This is a genomic window from Bradyrhizobium sp. CCGUVB23 (genome assembly GCF_024199885.1).
Taxonomy (GTDB): Bacteria; Pseudomonadota; Alphaproteobacteria; order Rhizobiales; family Xanthobacteraceae; genus Bradyrhizobium.
The window spans coordinates 1,888,075-1,904,928 of record NZ_JANADQ010000001.1; the positions used below are offsets into that span (position 1 = coordinate 1,888,075).

The window sequence follows — 16,854 nt, forward strand, 5'->3', positions numbered from 1 at the left end:
TCGCCGTCAAAGGAATCACGAAGTCGCCAAATCCGGAATCCAAAAACGCAAGAAAACCAACACCTACCCACGGCTTTCTTGCACAATCGAATACTTGCTCACGTCAAATCACAGCGACAGACCAATTGCTTCCGAATTCTTCACGGGCGACTCATTAGCCTGTCGGCGAAGTTCGTGGGCCACCATCGCAGGGCTGCGTGGCTGCCGTCGAGACCACGGTTACGTGCACGCCGCGCCGCTGCACGCCTTCCAGGAACCGGCGGAAGTTGCCGTTCCCTGGGGCACTCCTGGGCCAAGCGAACGCAGATTTGGTTGGGGGAGTGTGAGAGCAAGCCTTAGGCCAAAGATCGCGTCCGACAGGGACCGCAGCCAGCGATTGGCCTCAAGATCAAGGCGGCAAAGTTGGCGCGGCATGCGCCCAACTATGGTTCGTTGCTGCGTCTCGAATAGGCATGTCTAATTTTGCGGGACTTACGCCAAGCACACTCACCTCGCCTCGGCGGCGATTTCAATCAGCGCTGCAGCCGTCCATGTCGCTCGAACGCGTAGATCGGATTGATGCCGCAATAGGCGTTTGTGCCGGATGCGCTGGTCATACACTGGCCATAGGTCGAGAACTGGCAATTGCCCGGATAGCCCCAACTACGTCCCTGAAGGCAATAGAGGTCCTGCGGAGCGGGGGGCATGCGGCTCCCATCCCGTGGAGCGGCGGTGGAACGCGGTCCAGGACCGACGATGAAGGAAAGCGCTAGCACAAGAATGCAAAGGTAACGCATGAGAGTCTAGCCTCCGTTGAGTCTTGCCGAGGATAGCGGATCCGCACGGCATGGTTTGATCTTGGTCAACGGCAAATAGCCCGCCGCGGTCGCTGCCAGGACACTGTCCGAGAAGAGGTCACAATCGCACACGAAAGCTCTCGTTGGCGTTCGCTGGCTGCGGTATCTGCTTTTCGATGAAACGCGCGCAATATTCCTGCCGTTTCGGCGACGAAATTGCATTTTTGCTGCGTCATTCGAGCGTTCGCGCTGCGGACCGGCGAAGCTCGGGTATGGACAGGACAGCCAGCAATGCCGAATTGGTTTCGGTGGTCGAACCGTCGGTCAACAAGGCTCGATCCCACGACTTGTCTGATCGGTCACGCCCACGTGCTCAAACAGGGCGGATGTCCCTCTCTATCGGAGCTGCGGGAGGATCGGAATGTCTTCGCACTCGTCACACTTGATGTCGGCCTCGGCCCTCGTCTAAATTGAGTGACTTCAATATGGAGATACAGCAGTGGCAATCGGTACTGTGAAGTGGTTCAACCCGACCAAGGGATATGGGTTTATCAAACCGGAAGATGGGGGGCCTGACATCTTCGTGCACGTTAGTGCCGTTGAAAAGGCTGGCCACACTGGCCTGGCGGAGGGCTCCCGAATTAGCTACGAGCCTAAGACCGGTCGTTCTGGGAAACTTTCCGCTGAAAATCTCCGCGTTGGATAGGATCTTCGAAAGGACTTCGTAGACCGAATTGATCCGCGGTGAAGAGTAGGAGGTCTAGCGGGCGGTATTCGTCGACGGAGATCGTATATGCCGTATCCTCCCAAAGATTACTTGATCGCAGCTTGGGAACGTGTCGCCCGAAGTGCCGCAGCAGTTCGTAGGCGAAGTTCTGGCAATTTGCCCCGCTTCCAGTGTCTGGCAGAGTCGGCGAATTCGGATCATGGGCGGTGTCGTAGCGTATCCGCCAAAATCGTTCGGGAGTCTCAGGGTCAATATCGATGGTGCACATGCTCGTAGGCGCCTTAATGAAAAAAAGGAGATTCCGCAGCGTGACATTCAATCGACGATTGGCCCTGACTATTCGCTGACCCGCCGCTGCGCGATCCGAGAGCTGACCTTCAGGGTGGAGAAACGTTCCTGACTCGATAACGATAATTTGGAATCCATTGCTATGGAACAACGACGTCTGCGAATTTGCACGTCCAAATTTGGCATTTGTGATGAGAAAGATTGAATGCTCGGGAATGTAGATGCTACAAATTACCTCACGCAAGGATAGCTTAGAATGGCAGACCCGGTACGGCCCGTGCCGTCACGAGCGACAGGCGATCCTCTGGACCGCGCAAAGCTGCTGGCCGAGAAGCTGACGACGGTGCTTATGGATGAAGATGTTTCCGACGCAACCTTGGCAATTGCATTTCTGACGGGCGGCGTCGTCAATCACCACGCCCGCGATGCCGCCGCGGCTCATGAGCTGTTGGACAAGATCCGCCAGCTTGAAGACCGGCTGCTGGCAAGGACGATGGAGGCTGGTCCGCGTACGCTGCAATGATGTTTGTTCGATGCGCGCGGCAATTTAGCGGGGCAATTCACGAGCATGGGTGAGGCGCGTCCTCACCCATGCGCAAGCCGCCGCGGCGTTATTGATTCACGCAGACTTCCGACGCCCTAGGCAGATTTGCGCTGGCTTGCCGACGGCTTTTTGGACACTGCTGCCTTCTTCGGCTTCTTGCCTTCAATCGGCAGCAGCATCTCCTTCTGGTCGCTCGCTGCCTTGCACGGCTTCTTCGCTGATTTCGCCGGAGCCGCTTCCTGCCCAACACTGCGGCGCAGCGCTTCCATCAGATCGACGACGTTCTCGCGTGTGAGCGGGATCATCACTACGCCGACCTTAAGGCCCGACGGCAGGGAAGGAAGAGAAGGTCATTCCCGGCGAGTTGGGACAGATCCACGTCGAGGTCGGTCACCACTTCGCCCCCGGCTCCCGATGATCTCGGCCCTCTGCTTGACCGCTTCGCTTCCCGCCTACGACAATGAGAAGCTGCCCAAGATCCAGCGCATCATCGGAGTTGCGGCTTCACACAACAGGCTACTGTGGATTCACCCGTTCGCGGATGGCAACGGACGCGTGGCACGGCTGTTCTCGCACGCCTTCCTCAAAGTACTTGGTATCGGCTCCAGCCTCTGGTCAGTCTCGCGTGGCCTGGCTCGCGCCGTCGACAAGTACAAGGCAGCGCTTCAAGCCACCGACGAGCCCGCCGTGGAGACCTCGACGGTCGGGGTAACCTGACTCAGGCTGGCGTAATAGAGTTCTGCACGTTCTTCCTCACAAGCTGCGTGGACCAGGTGGTCTTCATGGAGTCGCTGTTCGCGCCCGCTGAAGTCCAGCGACGTATGGAGATCTGGTGCGAAAAGGAAACGCGCGCCGATCGCTCCAGCGGGATTTGGATCGAGCGATCCAAGCTATCCTGGATGGTGTCCCCGGCGCTCAGCTCAAGGACAAGATTGGTGGTCTTGAAGCCCGCAAGGCAGAACTGACCTAGCTGCTGGCAAACGCGGAGGAGCGACCGCCCCTCCTGCATCCGAACATGGCGGAGATCTACCGCCAACGGATCGCTGCGCTCTATGAGAGCCTGCACAGCGAGGACGACAAGGCCGAGGCGGCTGAAGTGACGCTTGTGCCTGACGAGGCCGAGCTGGCGATCGTGCTGCGCGGCGACCTGGCCGCGATCCTCCGGTTCGCTGCGAACAAGAAAAACCCCGACGTCCTTTCGGAAGCCGGGGTTTTGAGCGTCTTGCTTTCGCAAGAGAATCGTTGGTTGCGGGTGGCACAACCACCGATACCGACATTCGCTTCAGGTTGCGATCTGAGCAGACAGTAGGCCTTGGGCATATAGTCCGCTTCCGAAACTGGTTGATATTTCGATCCAGATGCCCCGGCTTGGGCAGGTTTTGCGCTCGTTGCAATCGGATGCGCACTTTTAGTGCTGAACCGCTTCATAGTGGAACGCTGCGCCGCTTAGAGAAGGTGATAGACCAGCGGCCGGCGCGAGATCGCGAGGGATGCCGCCTATGCGCCAAATCCGATAATTCACTTTTATGCAATCTAACGCATAATTTGCCTTTATGCGCCAAATCCGATATTGTGATTTTATCGGATTTGACGCATACAGAGGTCGGAGAAACTCATGACCGACTTAGCAAGGACACCACAGCAGATAGGCAATCTGGTACGCCGCGCCCGCAAAAAGCGCGACCTCAGTCAGACGCAACTCGGCGACCGCGCGGGAGTGCGGCAAGAGACCATCTCCCTGATCGAGACCGGCAATCCGGCGGCAAGGCTGGAGACCATCCTCGTCGTTCTCGCCGCTCTCGACCTTGAATTCAGGATTGTGACCCGCGGCAAAGCCAGCCCCGCGGACATTGAGGACGTCTTCTGATGGCGCGCCGCCCCCGCCATGAGCCGCTGCGTGTGCTCATCAACGACCGCCTTGTCGGCCGCCTTAGTAAGGCGGCAACTGGCGCTATTGAATTCCGGTACGAGGACGACTGGCTCGGGTGGGAGCATGCCCTACCCGTCTCGCTCTCGCTACCGCTGCGCGAGGATGCCTTCCGCGGTGAAACCGTCGCGGCTGTCTTCGATAATCTGCTCCCCGACTCTGATGCGCTGCGCCGCCGTGTGGCGCAAAAGGTCGGTGCCGCCGGGACTGACGCCTACAGCCTGCTCGCGGCTATAGGCAGGGATTGCGTCGGCGCTCTGCAATTCGTCGGCGACAACGAAGATGATGGTCGCCATGGCGATGGTCACACTGTCGCCGGCGAGGTCGTCGACGACGAGGCGATCGAAAAGCTTCTCAAAGGGCTTGCCCAGGCTCCGCTCGGGCTGACGCGCGATGATGAGTTCCGGATTTCCGTGGCAGGCGCGCAGGAGAAGACGGCGCTCCTGCAGCATGGCAGCAACTGGCTCAAGCCGCACGGCACCACTCCGACAACTCATATTTTCAAGACGCAGATAGGGGAGTTGCCGAACGGCATCGATCTCTCGAACAGCGTCGAGAATGAATATTACTGTCTCAAGTTAGCAGAGTCTTTCGGTCTTCCAGTGAACAGGGCGGAGATCACGACCTTCGGCAAGACGACGGCACTGGTAATCGAGCGCTTTGATCGGAGATGGACGAGAGATGGCCGTCTGCTCCGCCTGCCGCAGGAAGATTGCTGTCAGGCCCTATCAGTCCCACCCACGCGCAAATATCAGAGCGACGGCGGCCCCGGTATGGTAAAGCTTCTTAATCTGCTCAAAGGTAGCGACACGCCAGCCGATGATCAGGCGACGCTGCTCAGGGCGCAAATTTTCTTCTGGCTAATTGGCGCAACCGACGGCCATGCGAAGAATTTCAGCATCTTCCTTTCGCCCGGCGGCGGCTACCACCTGACACCGCTCTACGACGTGCTCACGGCACAACCTAGCCTCGACACCGGCCAAATCCAACGCAAACAGATGAAGCTCGCAATGTCTGTGGGGACAAACAACCACCACAGAATTAGCGAAGTGCAGGGCCGGCATTTCGTGCAGACGGGCGAAGCAGCGGGCGTACCGAAAAAGCTGGTACAGGACTCAATCGAAGTAGTAGCTGCCACCGCTGAAGTTGCTTTCGCCAAAATCGAAGGCGAGCTGCCAAAGGGATTTCCAAAAGCAATTCACGCTTCCGTGAAAGCCGCCGCTATGCAGCGCATGGGTACATTGAAAGTGCCATAGCGAGCACTGCGGTACAGATTGACGACATCATCGAGATCACATGGCCGCGTGTGCTCGGCCCGCTCCCTGAATTTTTCGGCGAAGGCTTCGACATGGTCATAGGCGAGCACCTCGGTCCCATCTTGTATCGGAATAGGGATGGAAGATTTCGACGATCTCGGGCGGCAGCATCTGCTTGTCGAGGCCGAGATCGGCCACTGGCTTCTTCAGGGCCGGGGAATCGATGCGAAAAACTCTAGCCAAAAATGGTCCAGTTTGCCGGCCTCAGATCACGCTCTATCGCCGCGACTACTTTCCGCTCCAGAGCTCCTTTCGCTCAGTTACTGATGTCTGCCGCTATCAATCTCGACCGGCTATGCTGCCAAATTGGCCAGGACGTCAGCCTTTTCCAAGCTGACTCGGAGCGCTTCATCCGACACGTGAGTATAAATTTCGGTCGTTGAGATGCTAGAATGCCCAAGCAATTTTTGAACGAACCGAATATCCACACCGCGCTCGATCAATAGAGTTGCAGCCGTGTGACGTAACATGTGGGGCGTAATCCGGCGCCCGCTGGTTGACACCTCAGAATGGCGACGAAGCGCAACGCGAACCGACTGAGGTCGCATTGGCCGCCGACGTCGGTTCTCAAAAAGGTGCGCGTCCCTAGTCGGTTGCTTTGCACGGCTCTCGAGGAGTTGCACGAGTTCGGACCGAAGCACGGCATCAGAGACATACACGTGTCGATCCCTTGCTCCTTTGCCTCGAATCCTGACGCGCGTTCCCTCCGGAGCCACATCGGAAACGAGTATCTTGCAGAGCTCACCAACCCTTATCCCGGTAGCGATCATCAGCCGAACCGCGATTGGAAGCGGCGCCGGCGATGAGGGGCATACTCTCCACGCGCTTGCCAGGGTTGACAACACTCCTCGAACTTCGGTCCGCGAGAGACAGCGGGGCAATCCTTTTCGCCGTGGAAGTTCTAGGCGCCAGTCATTGAACGGATTTGTCACGCCTTCCGAAGCTGCCATCCGGCGGTAGAATGTTCGCAGACAAGCGAAGCGTCGACGCGCAGTTGAAATCGAAAGCGTTCGCTTCTCTAACAGATCGGCGAGATACGCCCCAAGATCCGCACTAGCCACCGATTCCACTGAACGATCCAAGCCTACAAACCGATGAAAATCGTTCAGATCGATTGCATACGCTTCGAGGCTATGCGCGGAGAGCTGACGTTCAACCGCACAATACCGCAAGTACTCGGCGACTGCTGTGCTGATCAGCATCACAAGCACACTCCATTCACATCACGCAGTCTGTCTCTATCGCAAGATACTCGGGATTGGGATGGACTCGAATTCGTTCATGGTAAACGCCGTCTCAATCGGCTGGCCGAAGAGCACATAACTCGGAATTATTGACGCTACGGTGGCTGCAGGATTTAGGCGCGACGAACTACGGAGCCGTTACGATGTCGATGCCATCGACGAGGACCCGTGGCACACGTATACTGGAAGGAAAACGGCGAACCTTCTTGCTAGCCTTCTTCCCGCCATCGGCTTGTCTGGTGCCCGCGTCCTAAATGCGGGAGCCGGAGTGTACGCGGTTCCGGTTGCGTCTGGGGACCAATTCTTCGTCGACCTCTTTGCAGCTCCCATACGAGGACGCAGAAACGCCCTTTGCGCTACTGTTGAACAGCTCCCTTTTCGGGAGTCTGCCTTCGAATGTATTGTATGTGTTGGCGAGGTGTTGTCGTACTGCGATCCAGCGGCCGCTCTTTGCGAATTCGCTCGCGTCATCTCACCGGGCGGCCACCTGATATTCGATTTTGGTAGCACACACAGCATCAGACATTGGCGAAGCGAGATGTTCGGTCGAGCCGCTGATATTTTGTCCGATCAGTACAATGGCTCTTGCGAGAAGGTGTGGCGATACAGTCCCAAGTATATTCGAGAGCTACTCAAGACCAACAGCTTTGATGTTCGCCAGACCTTTGGAATCCATACATGGTCGGCGCTCGCAAAGCGTCTCGGGGCTAGCGAGGCTCGAGCGCTGATGGCGCAAAGTTGGCTTGAGCTAATAAAATTTCCAGCAGTTTTGGCGGACATACTCACGATCGTTGCCGTGAAAGAGACATCCGGGAGATGATGACCAGGAGAAGGCGTCTGGATGTATCAGTATCTTCTCCAAGGCAGTAAACAGCAGCCACCGCGAGCACAAACGGCACTAACATCCAGCTACTGCCCAGAAAAGACTGGGCGGCCAGCATGACAAGCATGACGACCAGGACCCTTGGCATCTTTGGCCCAAATATCTTTCCAAGCAGAGCGGTGATCTGTGGCTGACGTTTGGCAATCCGGGTGAGCAGGGATCGCCTGTCGTCTCCGTATGTGCCAAAAGTATCGTCACCACTTATCTTTGATACTTCCGACGAGTACAGCTCGTTGATCAGCAGTTCACGCTTGCGGAAGCTCTCCTCGTCCAGGAATGGCCGATCCCATCGTAGGTAGTGCTTGAAGTACACACATCTAAGAATGGTCCTGAGTTCGAAAGCTGATAAATCCCTTCGTCCACTTGGCAACGAGACCATCAGGTCTGCGGGATAACTGATCGCACCGTCGTAACTTTGAAGGACTGGATATCGATAGTTGAAATCCACCGTTCTAAAGCCGAGCCGCCTGAAATATGAAATGAGCTTCTTGTCTGCGGACCACTCCTCCAAATCAGTCCGCTTTCTCGCCACTTCAAACACAATGCTGAACTCTGGGCGATAGTTCTGCGCGAGATGATCCCTGATGCTCTCTACTGCCTCACTGGGCAACAGACCGGAACGCGTCTGGTCCCTTAAGCAAAGGTATTCAAAAAAGAAAATGTGTTCTTCTCGAAAATAGCTGTATTGCAAATATCCTATCACCTCGCCTTCGTTCTGGATCGCAAAGCATCGAAACTCGTCCGCCAGCGTCTCCCTGCTGTGGTCGATCCAGTAGAGTATTTGGCGCTCCGGATTTTGCGCCTCAGCCAATATGGTTTCTCTGTAGATGCTTAGAGCCGCATTAAGCCGCCGAACGCCGCGGTCTGTCCTATCGATCGCCTTGAGCTCCATAGGTGCAATAATTCCGAGTTATGTGTTGTTGGAGCCCCGAATTGGTTGCCCCGAAAGTCCCAATACTAGTAACCCGGGAAGAAAAGGCAATAGAACAACCGCTGGTCACAAAGACTGTGGTCATTTTATACAGCTGGAGCTGGCCACGGGTGTTTCCTCCAGGTGCAATAAGCTTGGGCGGGCCATCAATCCGCGGCCCGATATAGCACAAGCCATTTTCCGGAATGTAACGTTTGCGGCGGATACAACACGGCGTCAACACCCGCCGCGTACACGATGCGAGCGCCTTCTCATCTATTACGTTCAGCAAGAAACATGACAGCGCACTCGATGCGCCCGTTTGGGTGATACTGGGACGGGGGCGGACGGAATCAGGATCATAGACCCCCTTGACCCGGTGAAGTCTGGACGCCGGTCCCGCTCTCACGACCTGTGGCAGGGTCGCGGCAATCGCTTGCCCGCCGTTTTTTTCCGCGCACTCGAAGGTCCAGGAGCTTCAACGTCTGAGCAATCGAACGTGAGGTGGCGCATAAATGCTGCAGAGGATGGCCGAAAAACGCACGATGCGATCCCAATCATAGGACTAAAGTCGCCGCTCCGGTGGACGGGAGGGCGCGCGGCAGCAACTACACGACACGCACCGTGGAGAAGCAATTTAAGCAGTCTTCGCGTTGGGTGCCGGCAGGATCGTTCGCTTCGTACGGAGTTTGCTCGCCGAAAGCAAATTTCATTTGGTCCATAGATTAGTCGGTCAAGAGAAGTGAAATGGCTACTTACAAAGACGCGAACTATCTGCAACAATCTTCCAGCGAAGCTTTTGATCAGGATTACGGGCCAGGAGCCGCAGCTCGCCATGCCGGAATTTACCGGTGCATGGGCTGTCATCGCGAGATCGGTATTGCAGCAGATCACGTATTGCCGCCGCAAGGACATCACGCGCACACCCCCTCGCAAGGATCGATCCGGTGGCGTCTGATTGTCTACGCTGACCATAAGCCAAAATAGCGTCACAAGCGAAGTCCGGCGAAAGTCGGACTTTTGCGGTTACGAGCGTATCGCAACTGAATCCTGTCGCATTCGATCGCTCGGGACACGTGGTCGTTGGCAAGTTGAGCGAAAAGTCCAATGAACGCGCTTGTTCGCGTAGCCAAGATTTCAGCCAAAGGCCGGACATGTTCGATGTGTACCTAAACGACAAACATGATCTGCTGGTTATTCCCCAGGGAGCTCCGCTGCCTGTCACGGATGCACTGGCGAAGTGGCGAAAAAAGAAGACAAGGGTGATCGGCGTTAGTCATGAGATCAGATTAGCTGTTCAGAAGCAGGGCTATTACATGCGAAAGGCGCGAGATTTCGGCAAACATTAGGAAGAACTCTATCGTCGATCGAGGCAAATCGACGCTCCTTGCCTGAACCCACGAAACGGACGCTTGAACACGTAGCTGACTTTAAATGGTAGATGGCCAGTCGGAAGCCGCCGTGTAAGGGACCGAAGCGCTGCGTTCACGGCCACAGATTAATGTCTGTCTCGCCACGCTCTCGCACGCGATCCTGTTGACCGCCTCGTCCGAACTCCTGCAGCCACGCATGCGTGCCAAGTTGAATGATCTGTGCCGAGAACGGGAGGGCTTGAAAACCAGGGCTAATGCCCGGAGTCGGAACGAGACTCCTGATTAATACTATCCCAGTTTTCTCGATAGTAAGCTTCCACCCTCTCACGCAGGTCTTCCCCGGCATCGTCTAGAATTTGGAATGGGGTCGACGCATGAGGAAGCAAACCAATACGATCAAGCGCTTCTTTTCTCTGTCCGGCAACGAGGAGAGTCTTTGCAAGACGCTGAAATTCCGGTGAGAGCCTGAAGCTCTCAAGATAGGCAGAGGCTCGCCGAACGCTCTCCGCCACCCGTGCAAACTCTTGCTGCAGTGGTTGCACAGCCGCCTGAATGCGCTGATGCAGTTCGGCCCAGGACCTGAGCTGCTCTGCCATTTGCTTTTGAATAGCGGGAAAGACCCGTAACGCATCCTTGCCAATCTTGGCAAAAGCGGTCGCGTCGATGGCTGGAAAAATCTTCGGATTAACCTTTGACGCATGTTCAAAGGCCTTTATTGCTGCAACAACACTTGGCGGAACTGCCGGTGGGCTCCGGTTCTCGGTCATTCGCTGCCTCGTCCAGACCATTTTAGCCTTCTGCGAGAGAATAGCTCGTGCTACGTCCACCCGCCGCGTCTTTTTTAAGAACCCCCCAAGCAACCAATTCGTCAATGTCGCGCGAAGCTGTCGCCTGTGAAACCTTCGTCAATAAACCCCATTTGGATGAAGTAAGTTTTCCTTCGAAGCCATCGAGCAAACGATTGAGGACCTTTCGCTGGCGATCATTGAGTGCCAGTTCGCGGAATTTTTCCCAGAAGCTAGCCTTGCGTAGCACGCTCCCTAAGATTTCCTCGGCCCCATCGAATGCGCGATCCAGGCAATCTAAGAACCACTTCAGCCAATCCGTGATATCGAGATCACCTTTCTGAGTCGCTTCGAGGATGTCGTAGTATCCATTCCGCTCTTTGCGGATCTGAGCTGACATGCTGTAGAAGCGCTGCCTACTCTCTTCCGACCGGGCCAGCGCGAGGTCAGTAATTGCTCGTGCAATACGGCCATTGCCGTCCTCGAACGGGTGGATGGTGACAAACCAAAGATGAGCAATGGCCGCCTTGAGAACGGGATCAAGCGAGCCACTGTTATTGAACCAGGCAAGGAAGTCTTCCGTCGCCTTTTCGAGCTTGTCGGCAGCAGGCGCTTCATAATGGACCTTAGACTTGCCAATCAGGCCAGATACCACCTGCATCGGCCCTGACTTATCGTCCCGCCAACCATCCACTTTGATTTTGCTCATGCCACTATAGCCGGTGGGAAACAGCGAAGCGTGCCAACCGAACAGCCTTTCCTTCGTCAAGGGCTGTTCGTACTTCTCAGTTGCGTCGAGCATCATCTCGACCACACCTTCAACGTTGCGGTCGGCAGACGGCAACCCGCCGACATCCATACCAAGACGTCGAGCTATGGATGAGCGGACCTGATCTCGATCCAGCTTCTCGCCTTCGATCTCGCTAGATTTGACGATTTCTTCGGTCAGAGTTTGAAGAGAAGCCTCGGCACGAAGGTTGAACCCCAGCTGCTCCATACGGCCGATTAGGCGACCCTGCTTGTGGCGAACAGCGGCCAGCTTTTTGGTGAGTTCGTCAGTCTGCCATGAGTAGTCAGGCCAGCCTTCTAGTTGGTGAATATAGCTCATAATCTCTGCATCCTTTGATGAGATTATGGGGCGCAATCTCGTCATCCGCAATGCTATTCTCGTCATTTTGCGATGAGAATGTACACTGCATTCCCTTCATATTACCCTAAGACACTAAAATCATTAGTCTTTTTTACCCGGAAAGAACCTCAAAATTTGCCCATCCCTCATACGAGATTGCTTGGGATCTTCATTGGTGGTGCTTAGGTTTCGGCTAACCAGCACTGCGCCATCTCCAAAGTCCTTAGTCGAGGTGGCGTCCCGAACCGCCTTGGTCTCCTCTAATCGCATCATCTCGACGAGGAAATCACGGCCGCCGCACGTAAAGCCGAGATCAAGCGTGGACTCGCCTTCGCCTGCTGTTTCGTAGCGAGGCTGAATGCCGGCCTTGTGCACGCTGTGGCCGAAGCGCAGCTCGAACAACTTCGCCTTGTTCTCTTCCTTCAATCCTCCGTTAGCGTTGATGTCGTCTACCAGCGGCTTGGCCCATGGCACGGCCTCATGCTCCTTCATGACCGTTTCCATGAAGTCCCCCTCATCGCCGGTCAGAAAATCAAACGTAAACTCGTCGCGCTTGGCCATGGATTCACCTTAACACATTCGCGGAGGCCCTGATGAGGCGGTGGAATGCTGATCGGACTGTACTCAGGACCGAGCAAGTCGGGGCAATTTCGAGGTCCAGTCGTCGACGTCAAACGCCTTCAGATAAGCCTTGGTCAGTGCGGTCACCAAGCTAGCAATCGCTACCCGGGCGTCGACGATCGTACTATCCAGCATTTCGACTGTGCCGGTGCGAGCCCGATAGCCGTAGTCTTTTGGTTCAACGAGAATGCGATTCCATTGATTCCGGCCTGCGATGAACCCGCTGTAGAAATCTCGCGGCGGCTTTCCATCGAAGTGCTCGGGATCAACCCAATGAGACAGTTCAACCAAAACCTGCTCTAAGACGCCCACGATAAGTTGCGCTGCTGCCCGTGCCGAGCGGCTATCGCCTTCCTCAGCGGTGATGTCATCGGCCTTGGCGTAGGCCACGGCAAGAATATCAGGTACCTTCTGCAGGTAGAGCGCCAATATCTTCGCTGACGGTCTGTACCTAAACGGCTTGCGCTCGGGTGCCACCGGAGGCGGCGTCGGCTCTTCCACGCGGACGGCTGCAAGCCGCTCGATGACGATCTTATCAACTTCGGCGCGACGTTCACGCACGCGGCGCGTCCATTCATCACGGCACTTCGTCACATCGAGCGCGCGAAGCTTCCTGCCAAAGCCGCCACGTATCTGGGTTTCTTCATGATCTTGAAGGCAAAGGACCGCCAGGTTGTTCGGATCGTGATTGGATGGATCTTCGTCGATATGATGTATCTGGATAGCCTTACCCGGTTCGTTGCAAACGCAACACGTGCGATCGTGCTGATATAGCACCTCGGTCGCGACATCGTCTGGAATGGGCGTCCGCACGAACTCCTCCACCTGCGCGAGCGTCGCCTTAGCCGATAAACCGCCTCCCAGGAAGTCTAGATTGGCAGTGGATGCTCTTAGCGCGGCACGCCAGTGGCATTGCATTAGGTGCCGCCCGGCGTGGCAAGAATGACACCGTGTCAGGATTTCACAGGCCAGCTGTCGTCATGGGGCACCCAGACCAGAACCTCTGCCTTGGGATCAGCGGTGCGCGCAAAAAGCACTGCACGACAATTTCCCTCCCAAAGCACGAGCTTGCCGTCATCCCAATGCCCGATGACCAAAGGCTCTTGTTGAACGAAGGGAATATTGATCGGGACCGCGTCCGCAGCCACAGCCGCATCCCGTATCTCAAGCTGGCCGTTGGGCAGACGTCGCCTTGGATGAGCGAGGTAGGGAAGAAACGCGAGCGATCGACCTTGGCCTAGCGGGTCAATGATCGGAAGGGTATGGACCCTGGCAAGTCGTGATTTGGTCCAGCTTTCGCAGCGGAAGCTTTTGTACCAGTTGTTCAAAGCGACCGCGCAGTCTCGGCGCAGGCCTGTATCGAACCAAACGCCGAGTCGGTACCGCTCTGCGCCGTCAAGGTCATCGAAGGCCGCGCCGTTCTTGATTTTGCCATCAGAGCAACGCTCTCTGGCTCTTGGTGGTTGGCGGCATAGTCTGCAGCAAAGCGACCGGTAACCTCGGCGTAGGACCGCCGCCCGCGACGTTCGATATCGATACGCTGCCAGGCAGCTCCAATTTGACGGCACTAGAAGCAGCCGCAATCATCCGGCGCACACCGGCGCGCTGGAGCAGTGGCGGCGGGATCCGAACCACCCGCTGAAATGGCGCCACGTCGACGGCCGTCGGCTCTATCGTGTCGATGCGGAGCGCGACTGTTTGGCCAGATGCGATAAGATCACTAAGCCGTCCGAGGCGCATAATACTCGCGGAGACGGTTGAGCAGCTCGGCCTTGATGAGGTCGAGCGGATTCGTCCGCTGCAGGCGCACGACCTTGCCGACCGTTATCGCGCCGACCAACTTCGCGATGTAGTCATGAGCCGCTTCGTACTCCATCTTGCGGATGATTCACCGTTTGTCATGATTGTAGACTTGATCGTTTCCGCTGACTTTTGCCCGACACACATCCGCTGGATTTCGTTGTTGTAGCCGCAGCGTGACATAATGGTGCGCAAGCTGTGCCGTAAGTCATGCATGGTGAACTTGGCAACACCCGCTTCCTTGACCAAACGGTTGACCATCTTGGTGAAAGCCCGACATCTGGCCACCGGTCTTCGGTGAGGCGCAACCATCGATACCGACATTCGGTTCGAGTTGCGATTCGAGGGAGATGCTCCGCCAGGTGTTCCCTTGATGGATCAATGCGATAGGCGCTCGCGCGCGAAGACCGCTGCTTCTTCGATCGAGGCCATCCCTTCATCAAGCATCGGCGCAAATAGCTGCCAGGAGTGGCACATGCCGTCCCAGATCTTCAGCTCGGCGGAAACACCCGCCTGATGCAGCCGATCAGCGAGTTGCACACTATCGTCGCGCAGCAGCTCCCACGACCCGACATGGATCAAGGTCGGGGCAACGTCGACAGGTCGCGATTCAACGGCGCGAGATAGGGCGATGTCGGCACCTGGGCGCCGAAATAGACGTGCTTAAAAAGCTCCATCAATTGCGGGGTAAGCAGCGGAGCGTCGGCGATGGTGCGGAACGACTCGCTCTCGCCAGTGAAGTCGAGCGCCGGTGACATCACCACGAGCGCACCCGGATTGGGCAGCCCCTCGCCGCGAGAACGCATCGCCGTCGATATCGTGAGATTGCCGCCCGCAGAGTCGCCCGAAAGGCAGATCGCCGATGGCGCGAAGCCCTGCTCCAACGCCCATTTGTAGACGGAGAGTGCATCATCATGCGCGGCGGGCCCCGGGTGTTCCGGCGCGAGCCGGTAGTCCGCGGCGAGAACGCTGCAGCCGGCTGCGCGCGCGAGATTGGCGGCGACGACTCGGTGCGAGCGCGACGAGCCGAAGAAGAAACCGCCGCCGTGAAAATAGATGATCAGGCGCCCGCCGTCCGAATTGGGATAGCGGATCAAGTCGCCGCCGACGGGACCTGACGATACCCGCTCGATCACGGCGCCGTCAGAGATCGGCGTCTGTGCGTTGATCGCCTCGAACCACGCGCGCATGTCCGCCGGACTACCGTCGGCCGGCGGCGGGAATTGCGCGCTCATCTGCAAAATCGCTGCGAGTTGCTGCTTGGACATGTTTCCTCCATTGGACAGTGAACGGCGTGCCGGTTGACCGGTCGGTTGCCATCTAGGATGGACGAGATGCCGGCCAAATCCGCCCCTCGCCCGCTACGAATGACCTGCGTTCAGTTCATCCGCACGATCGGTTTGATCACGGCGCCGGTCTCGGAATCGTGGATTGCAGCGTTGATTTCATCGAGCGTGTAGAACTTGATGAGCTTCTCGAACGGGAAGCGACCGCTCCGGTACAGATCAATCAGCACCGGAATGAAGACGTCGGGATTGGAGTCGCCCTCGACGATGCCGATCAGGCGGCGGCCGGCGCTCATGAAATGCGTCTCGTCGAGCACGATTTCCGCATCGGGCCCAGACGCGCCGAGAATGCCGCACGCGCCACGTGGGCCAAGGCTCTCCACGGCGTTGCGGATCACCACAGGCAGGCCCGTGGTATCGAGCGCGAAGTTCAGGCCGGTGCCGGTGATCCGCATGATCTCTTCGGCCGCATTAGTCTGGCGCGGATCGATCACATGCGTCGCGCCCAGAGATTTCGCGACTTCGAGCCTTGCCGGATTGGTATCGACCGCGATGATCGTGGTGGCGCCGACGACTTGCGCTGCCATCAGCGCGGAGAGCCCGACCGAGCCCGATCCGAACACCCCGAAGGATTTTCCTGCGGAGACCTTCAGCGCGTTCATCACTGCGCCGGCGCCGGTCTGCACGCCGCAGGCAAGCGGCCCGAGCAGCTCGAGCGGCACATCGGATGCGACTTTCACCACATTGACCTCGTGGCAAATCGCGTGAGTCGCGAACGACGACTGACCGAAGAAGTTGCCGTTGATCCGCGCGCCGTCCGCCGAAAGCGCGCTTGTTCCGTCGACACGTGCGGCGAAGAAGTTACGCGGGAAGAATTCATGACAGTAGCTGATCGCGTTGTCCTGGCAGCTCGGACACGCACCGCAGGAATTGAAGGTCATCACCACATGATCGCCGGGCCTCACCTTGGTGATCCCGGCGCCGACCGTTTCAACGACGCCCGCGCCTTCGTGGCCAAGCACGACCGGCAGCGGCGTTGGCAGCATGCCGTCGCGGACGACGAGGTCGGTATGACAGACACCCGTGGCCTTCACCTTGACGAGAATCTCGTCAGGACGCGGTGCTTCGAGGTCGATGGTTTCAAGCTTCAGCGGTGTGCCCTTTTCGCGGGCGACGGCGGCACGGATCTTCATCTTGGTCTCCAGAGGTCAGTCGTTGCAAGACGGATGGCTTCCGGCGCGAAAG

At 57.1% G+C, this 16,854-nt stretch carries 19 protein-coding genes and 4 pseudogenes; 10 read left to right on the forward strand and 13 right to left on the reverse strand.

The features are described from left to right. Positions 1-153 precede the first annotated feature (153 nt). Both NLN62_RS08775 and NLN62_RS08780 read right to left on the reverse strand, forming a co-directional pair. Positions 154-277, reverse strand: a pseudogene (locus NLN62_RS08775) (NYN domain-containing protein); the annotation flags it as partial. Between the two features lie 235 nt (positions 278-512). Further along, the gene (locus NLN62_RS08780) at positions 513-776 is read right to left on the reverse strand and encodes a DUF3551 domain-containing protein (RefSeq protein ID WP_254108420.1); all 264 of its coding nucleotides are present in this window, start codon (positions 774-776) and stop codon (positions 513-515) included. 499 nt (positions 777-1,275) lie between these two features. On the opposite strand from NLN62_RS08780, the gene NLN62_RS08785 reads away from it, so the two are divergent. Both NLN62_RS08785 and NLN62_RS08790 read left to right on the forward strand, forming a co-directional pair. Further along, positions 1,276-1,482 (forward strand): cold-shock protein, encoded by a 207-nt coding sequence (locus NLN62_RS08785; RefSeq protein WP_254108422.1) that lies wholly within the window; start codon positions 1,276-1,278, stop codon positions 1,480-1,482. Between the two features lie 565 nt (positions 1,483-2,047). Continuing rightward, a complete protein-coding gene (locus tag NLN62_RS08790) occupies positions 2,048-2,314 on the forward strand; it encodes a hypothetical protein (RefSeq protein WP_254108423.1) in 267 nt (88 codons plus the stop codon). A 116-nt stretch (positions 2,315-2,430) separates the two neighbouring features. Here NLN62_RS08790 and NLN62_RS08795 read toward each other — a convergent pair. Next, a pseudogene (locus NLN62_RS08795) lies at positions 2,431-2,622 on the reverse strand (Ku protein); the annotation flags it as partial. 145 nt (positions 2,623-2,767) lie between these two features. On the opposite strand from NLN62_RS08795, the gene NLN62_RS08800 reads away from it, so the two are divergent. The 5 genes from NLN62_RS08800 (at position 2,768) to NLN62_RS08820 (ending at position 5,845) form a co-directional block, all read left to right on the forward strand. Beyond that, positions 2,768-3,052: a Fic family protein gene (locus NLN62_RS08800; RefSeq protein ID WP_254108424.1), complete on the forward strand. Its 285-nt coding sequence runs from the start codon at positions 2,768-2,770 to the stop codon at positions 3,050-3,052. A gap of 298 nt (positions 3,053-3,350) precedes the next feature. Then, complete coding sequence (locus tag NLN62_RS08805) at positions 3,351-3,644, forward strand: hypothetical protein (RefSeq protein ID WP_254108425.1); 294 nt, start codon at positions 3,351-3,353, stop codon at positions 3,642-3,644. Positions 3,645-3,950: 306 nt separating this feature from the next. Beyond that, the gene (locus NLN62_RS08810) at positions 3,951-4,202 is read left to right on the forward strand and encodes a helix-turn-helix transcriptional regulator (RefSeq protein WP_027526114.1); all 252 of its coding nucleotides are present in this window, start codon (positions 3,951-3,953) and stop codon (positions 4,200-4,202) included. Next, complete coding sequence (locus NLN62_RS08815) at positions 4,202-5,518, forward strand: type II toxin-antitoxin system HipA family toxin (protein ID WP_254108426.1); 1,317 nt, start codon at positions 4,202-4,204, stop codon at positions 5,516-5,518. The genes NLN62_RS08810 and NLN62_RS08815 overlap by 1 nt, the downstream gene beginning before the upstream one ends. 138 nt (positions 5,519-5,656) lie before the next feature. Next, positions 5,657-5,845, forward strand: coding sequence for a hypothetical protein (locus NLN62_RS08820; protein ID WP_254108427.1), 189 nt, complete (start codon positions 5,657-5,659; stop codon positions 5,843-5,845). Between the two features lie 26 nt (positions 5,846-5,871). On the opposite strand, the gene NLN62_RS08825 is transcribed toward NLN62_RS08820, so the two are convergent. Beyond that, on the reverse strand, positions 5,872-6,780 hold the full coding sequence (locus NLN62_RS08825; protein WP_254113392.1) for a tyrosine-type recombinase/integrase: 909 nt from the start codon (positions 6,778-6,780) through the stop codon (positions 5,872-5,874). 310 nt (positions 6,781-7,090) lie between these two features. Between NLN62_RS08825 and NLN62_RS53355 the strand changes: the two genes are divergently transcribed. Further along, positions 7,091-7,642, forward strand: a complete 552-nt coding sequence (locus tag NLN62_RS53355; protein WP_371932938.1) for a methyltransferase domain-containing protein — start codon at positions 7,091-7,093, stop codon at positions 7,640-7,642. On the opposite strand, the gene NLN62_RS08830 is transcribed toward NLN62_RS53355, so the two are convergent. Continuing rightward, complete coding sequence (locus NLN62_RS08830; RefSeq protein WP_254108428.1) at positions 7,605-8,597, reverse strand: hypothetical protein; 993 nt, start codon at positions 8,595-8,597, stop codon at positions 7,605-7,607. The genes NLN62_RS53355 and NLN62_RS08830 overlap by 38 nt on opposite strands. 765 nt (positions 8,598-9,362) lie before the next feature. Here NLN62_RS08830 and NLN62_RS08835 point away from each other — a divergent pair. Together NLN62_RS08835 and NLN62_RS08840 are read left to right on the forward strand one after the other, a co-directional pair. Further along, positions 9,363-9,602 (forward strand): hypothetical protein, encoded by a 240-nt coding sequence (locus NLN62_RS08835; RefSeq protein WP_084801654.1) that lies wholly within the window; start codon positions 9,363-9,365, stop codon positions 9,600-9,602. A 167-nt stretch (positions 9,603-9,769) separates the two neighbouring features. Beyond that, a complete protein-coding gene (locus NLN62_RS08840) occupies positions 9,770-9,964 on the forward strand; it encodes a hypothetical protein (RefSeq protein ID WP_027526118.1) in 195 nt (64 codons plus the stop codon). 275 nt (positions 9,965-10,239) lie between these two features. Here NLN62_RS08840 and NLN62_RS08845 read toward each other — a convergent pair whose 3' ends face one another. From NLN62_RS08845 to NLN62_RS08885, 8 genes and pseudogenes are all read right to left on the reverse strand, one after another. Further along, positions 10,240-10,755: a hypothetical protein gene (locus NLN62_RS08845; RefSeq protein ID WP_156944628.1), complete on the reverse strand. Its 516-nt coding sequence runs from the start codon at positions 10,753-10,755 to the stop codon at positions 10,240-10,242. A 22-nt stretch (positions 10,756-10,777) separates the two neighbouring features. Further along, positions 10,778-11,881, reverse strand: coding sequence for a Fic family protein (locus tag NLN62_RS08850; RefSeq protein WP_254108429.1), 1,104 nt, complete (start codon positions 11,879-11,881; stop codon positions 10,778-10,780). A 123-nt stretch (positions 11,882-12,004) separates the two neighbouring features. After that, positions 12,005-12,463, reverse strand: a complete 459-nt coding sequence (locus tag NLN62_RS08855; protein ID WP_254108430.1) for a hypothetical protein — start codon at positions 12,461-12,463, stop codon at positions 12,005-12,007. A 63-nt stretch (positions 12,464-12,526) separates the two neighbouring features. Further along, positions 12,527-13,336, reverse strand: coding sequence for an HNH endonuclease signature motif containing protein (locus NLN62_RS08860; protein WP_254108431.1), 810 nt, complete (start codon positions 13,334-13,336; stop codon positions 12,527-12,529). A 140-nt stretch (positions 13,337-13,476) separates the two neighbouring features. Further along, positions 13,477-13,671 (reverse strand): hypothetical protein, encoded by a 195-nt coding sequence (locus NLN62_RS08865; RefSeq protein WP_254108432.1) that lies wholly within the window; start codon positions 13,669-13,671, stop codon positions 13,477-13,479. 572 nt (positions 13,672-14,243) lie between these two features. After that, a pseudogene (locus NLN62_RS08870) lies at positions 14,244-14,624 on the reverse strand (integrase); the annotation flags it as partial. A gap of 77 nt (positions 14,625-14,701) precedes the next feature. Then, positions 14,702-15,591: pseudogene (locus NLN62_RS08880) on the reverse strand (alpha/beta hydrolase). A 110-nt stretch (positions 15,592-15,701) separates the two neighbouring features. Continuing rightward, positions 15,702-16,802, reverse strand: a complete 1,101-nt coding sequence (locus NLN62_RS08885; protein WP_254108435.1) for an NAD(P)-dependent alcohol dehydrogenase — start codon at positions 16,800-16,802, stop codon at positions 15,702-15,704. Between the last annotated feature and the right edge of the window lie 52 nt (positions 16,803-16,854).

Excerpts from the sequence above, each read along its gene's own strand:
- NLN62_RS08835 (WP_084801654.1), top strand. The coding sequence starts at position 9,363 with ATGGCTACTTACAAAGACGCGAACTATCTGCAACAATCTTCCAGCGAA.
- NLN62_RS08810 (WP_027526114.1), top strand. The coding sequence starts at position 3,951 with ATGACCGACTTAGCAAGGACACCACAGCAGATAGGCAATCTGGTACGC.
- NLN62_RS08790 (WP_254108423.1), top strand. The coding sequence starts at position 2,048 with ATGGCAGACCCGGTACGGCCCGTGCCGTCACGAGCGACAGGCGATCCT.
- NLN62_RS08840 (WP_027526118.1), top strand. The coding sequence starts at position 9,770 with ATGTTCGATGTGTACCTAAACGACAAACATGATCTGCTGGTTATTCCC.
- NLN62_RS08780 (WP_254108420.1), bottom strand. The coding sequence starts at position 776 with ATGCGTTACCTTTGCATTCTTGTGCTAGCGCTTTCCTTCATCGTCGGT.
- NLN62_RS08805 (WP_254108425.1), top strand. The coding sequence starts at position 3,351 with ATGGCGGAGATCTACCGCCAACGGATCGCTGCGCTCTATGAGAGCCTG.
- NLN62_RS08815 (WP_254108426.1), top strand. The coding sequence starts at position 4,202 with ATGGCGCGCCGCCCCCGCCATGAGCCGCTGCGTGTGCTCATCAACGAC.
- NLN62_RS08855 (WP_254108430.1), bottom strand. The coding sequence starts at position 12,463 with ATGGCCAAGCGCGACGAGTTTACGTTTGATTTTCTGACCGGCGATGAG.
- NLN62_RS08845 (WP_156944628.1), bottom strand. The coding sequence starts at position 10,755 with ATGACCGAGAACCGGAGCCCACCGGCAGTTCCGCCAAGTGTTGTTGCA.
- NLN62_RS08820 (WP_254108427.1), top strand. The coding sequence starts at position 5,657 with ATGGAAGATTTCGACGATCTCGGGCGGCAGCATCTGCTTGTCGAGGCC.
- NLN62_RS08825 (WP_254113392.1), bottom strand. The coding sequence starts at position 6,780 with ATGCTGATCAGCACAGCAGTCGCCGAGTACTTGCGGTATTGTGCGGTT.
- NLN62_RS08885 (WP_254108435.1), bottom strand. The coding sequence starts at position 16,802 with ATGAAGATCCGTGCCGCCGTCGCCCGCGAAAAGGGCACACCGCTGAAG.
- NLN62_RS08850 (WP_254108429.1), bottom strand. The coding sequence starts at position 11,881 with ATGAGCTATATTCACCAACTAGAAGGCTGGCCTGACTACTCATGGCAG.
- NLN62_RS08830 (WP_254108428.1), bottom strand. The coding sequence starts at position 8,597 with ATGGAGCTCAAGGCGATCGATAGGACAGACCGCGGCGTTCGGCGGCTT.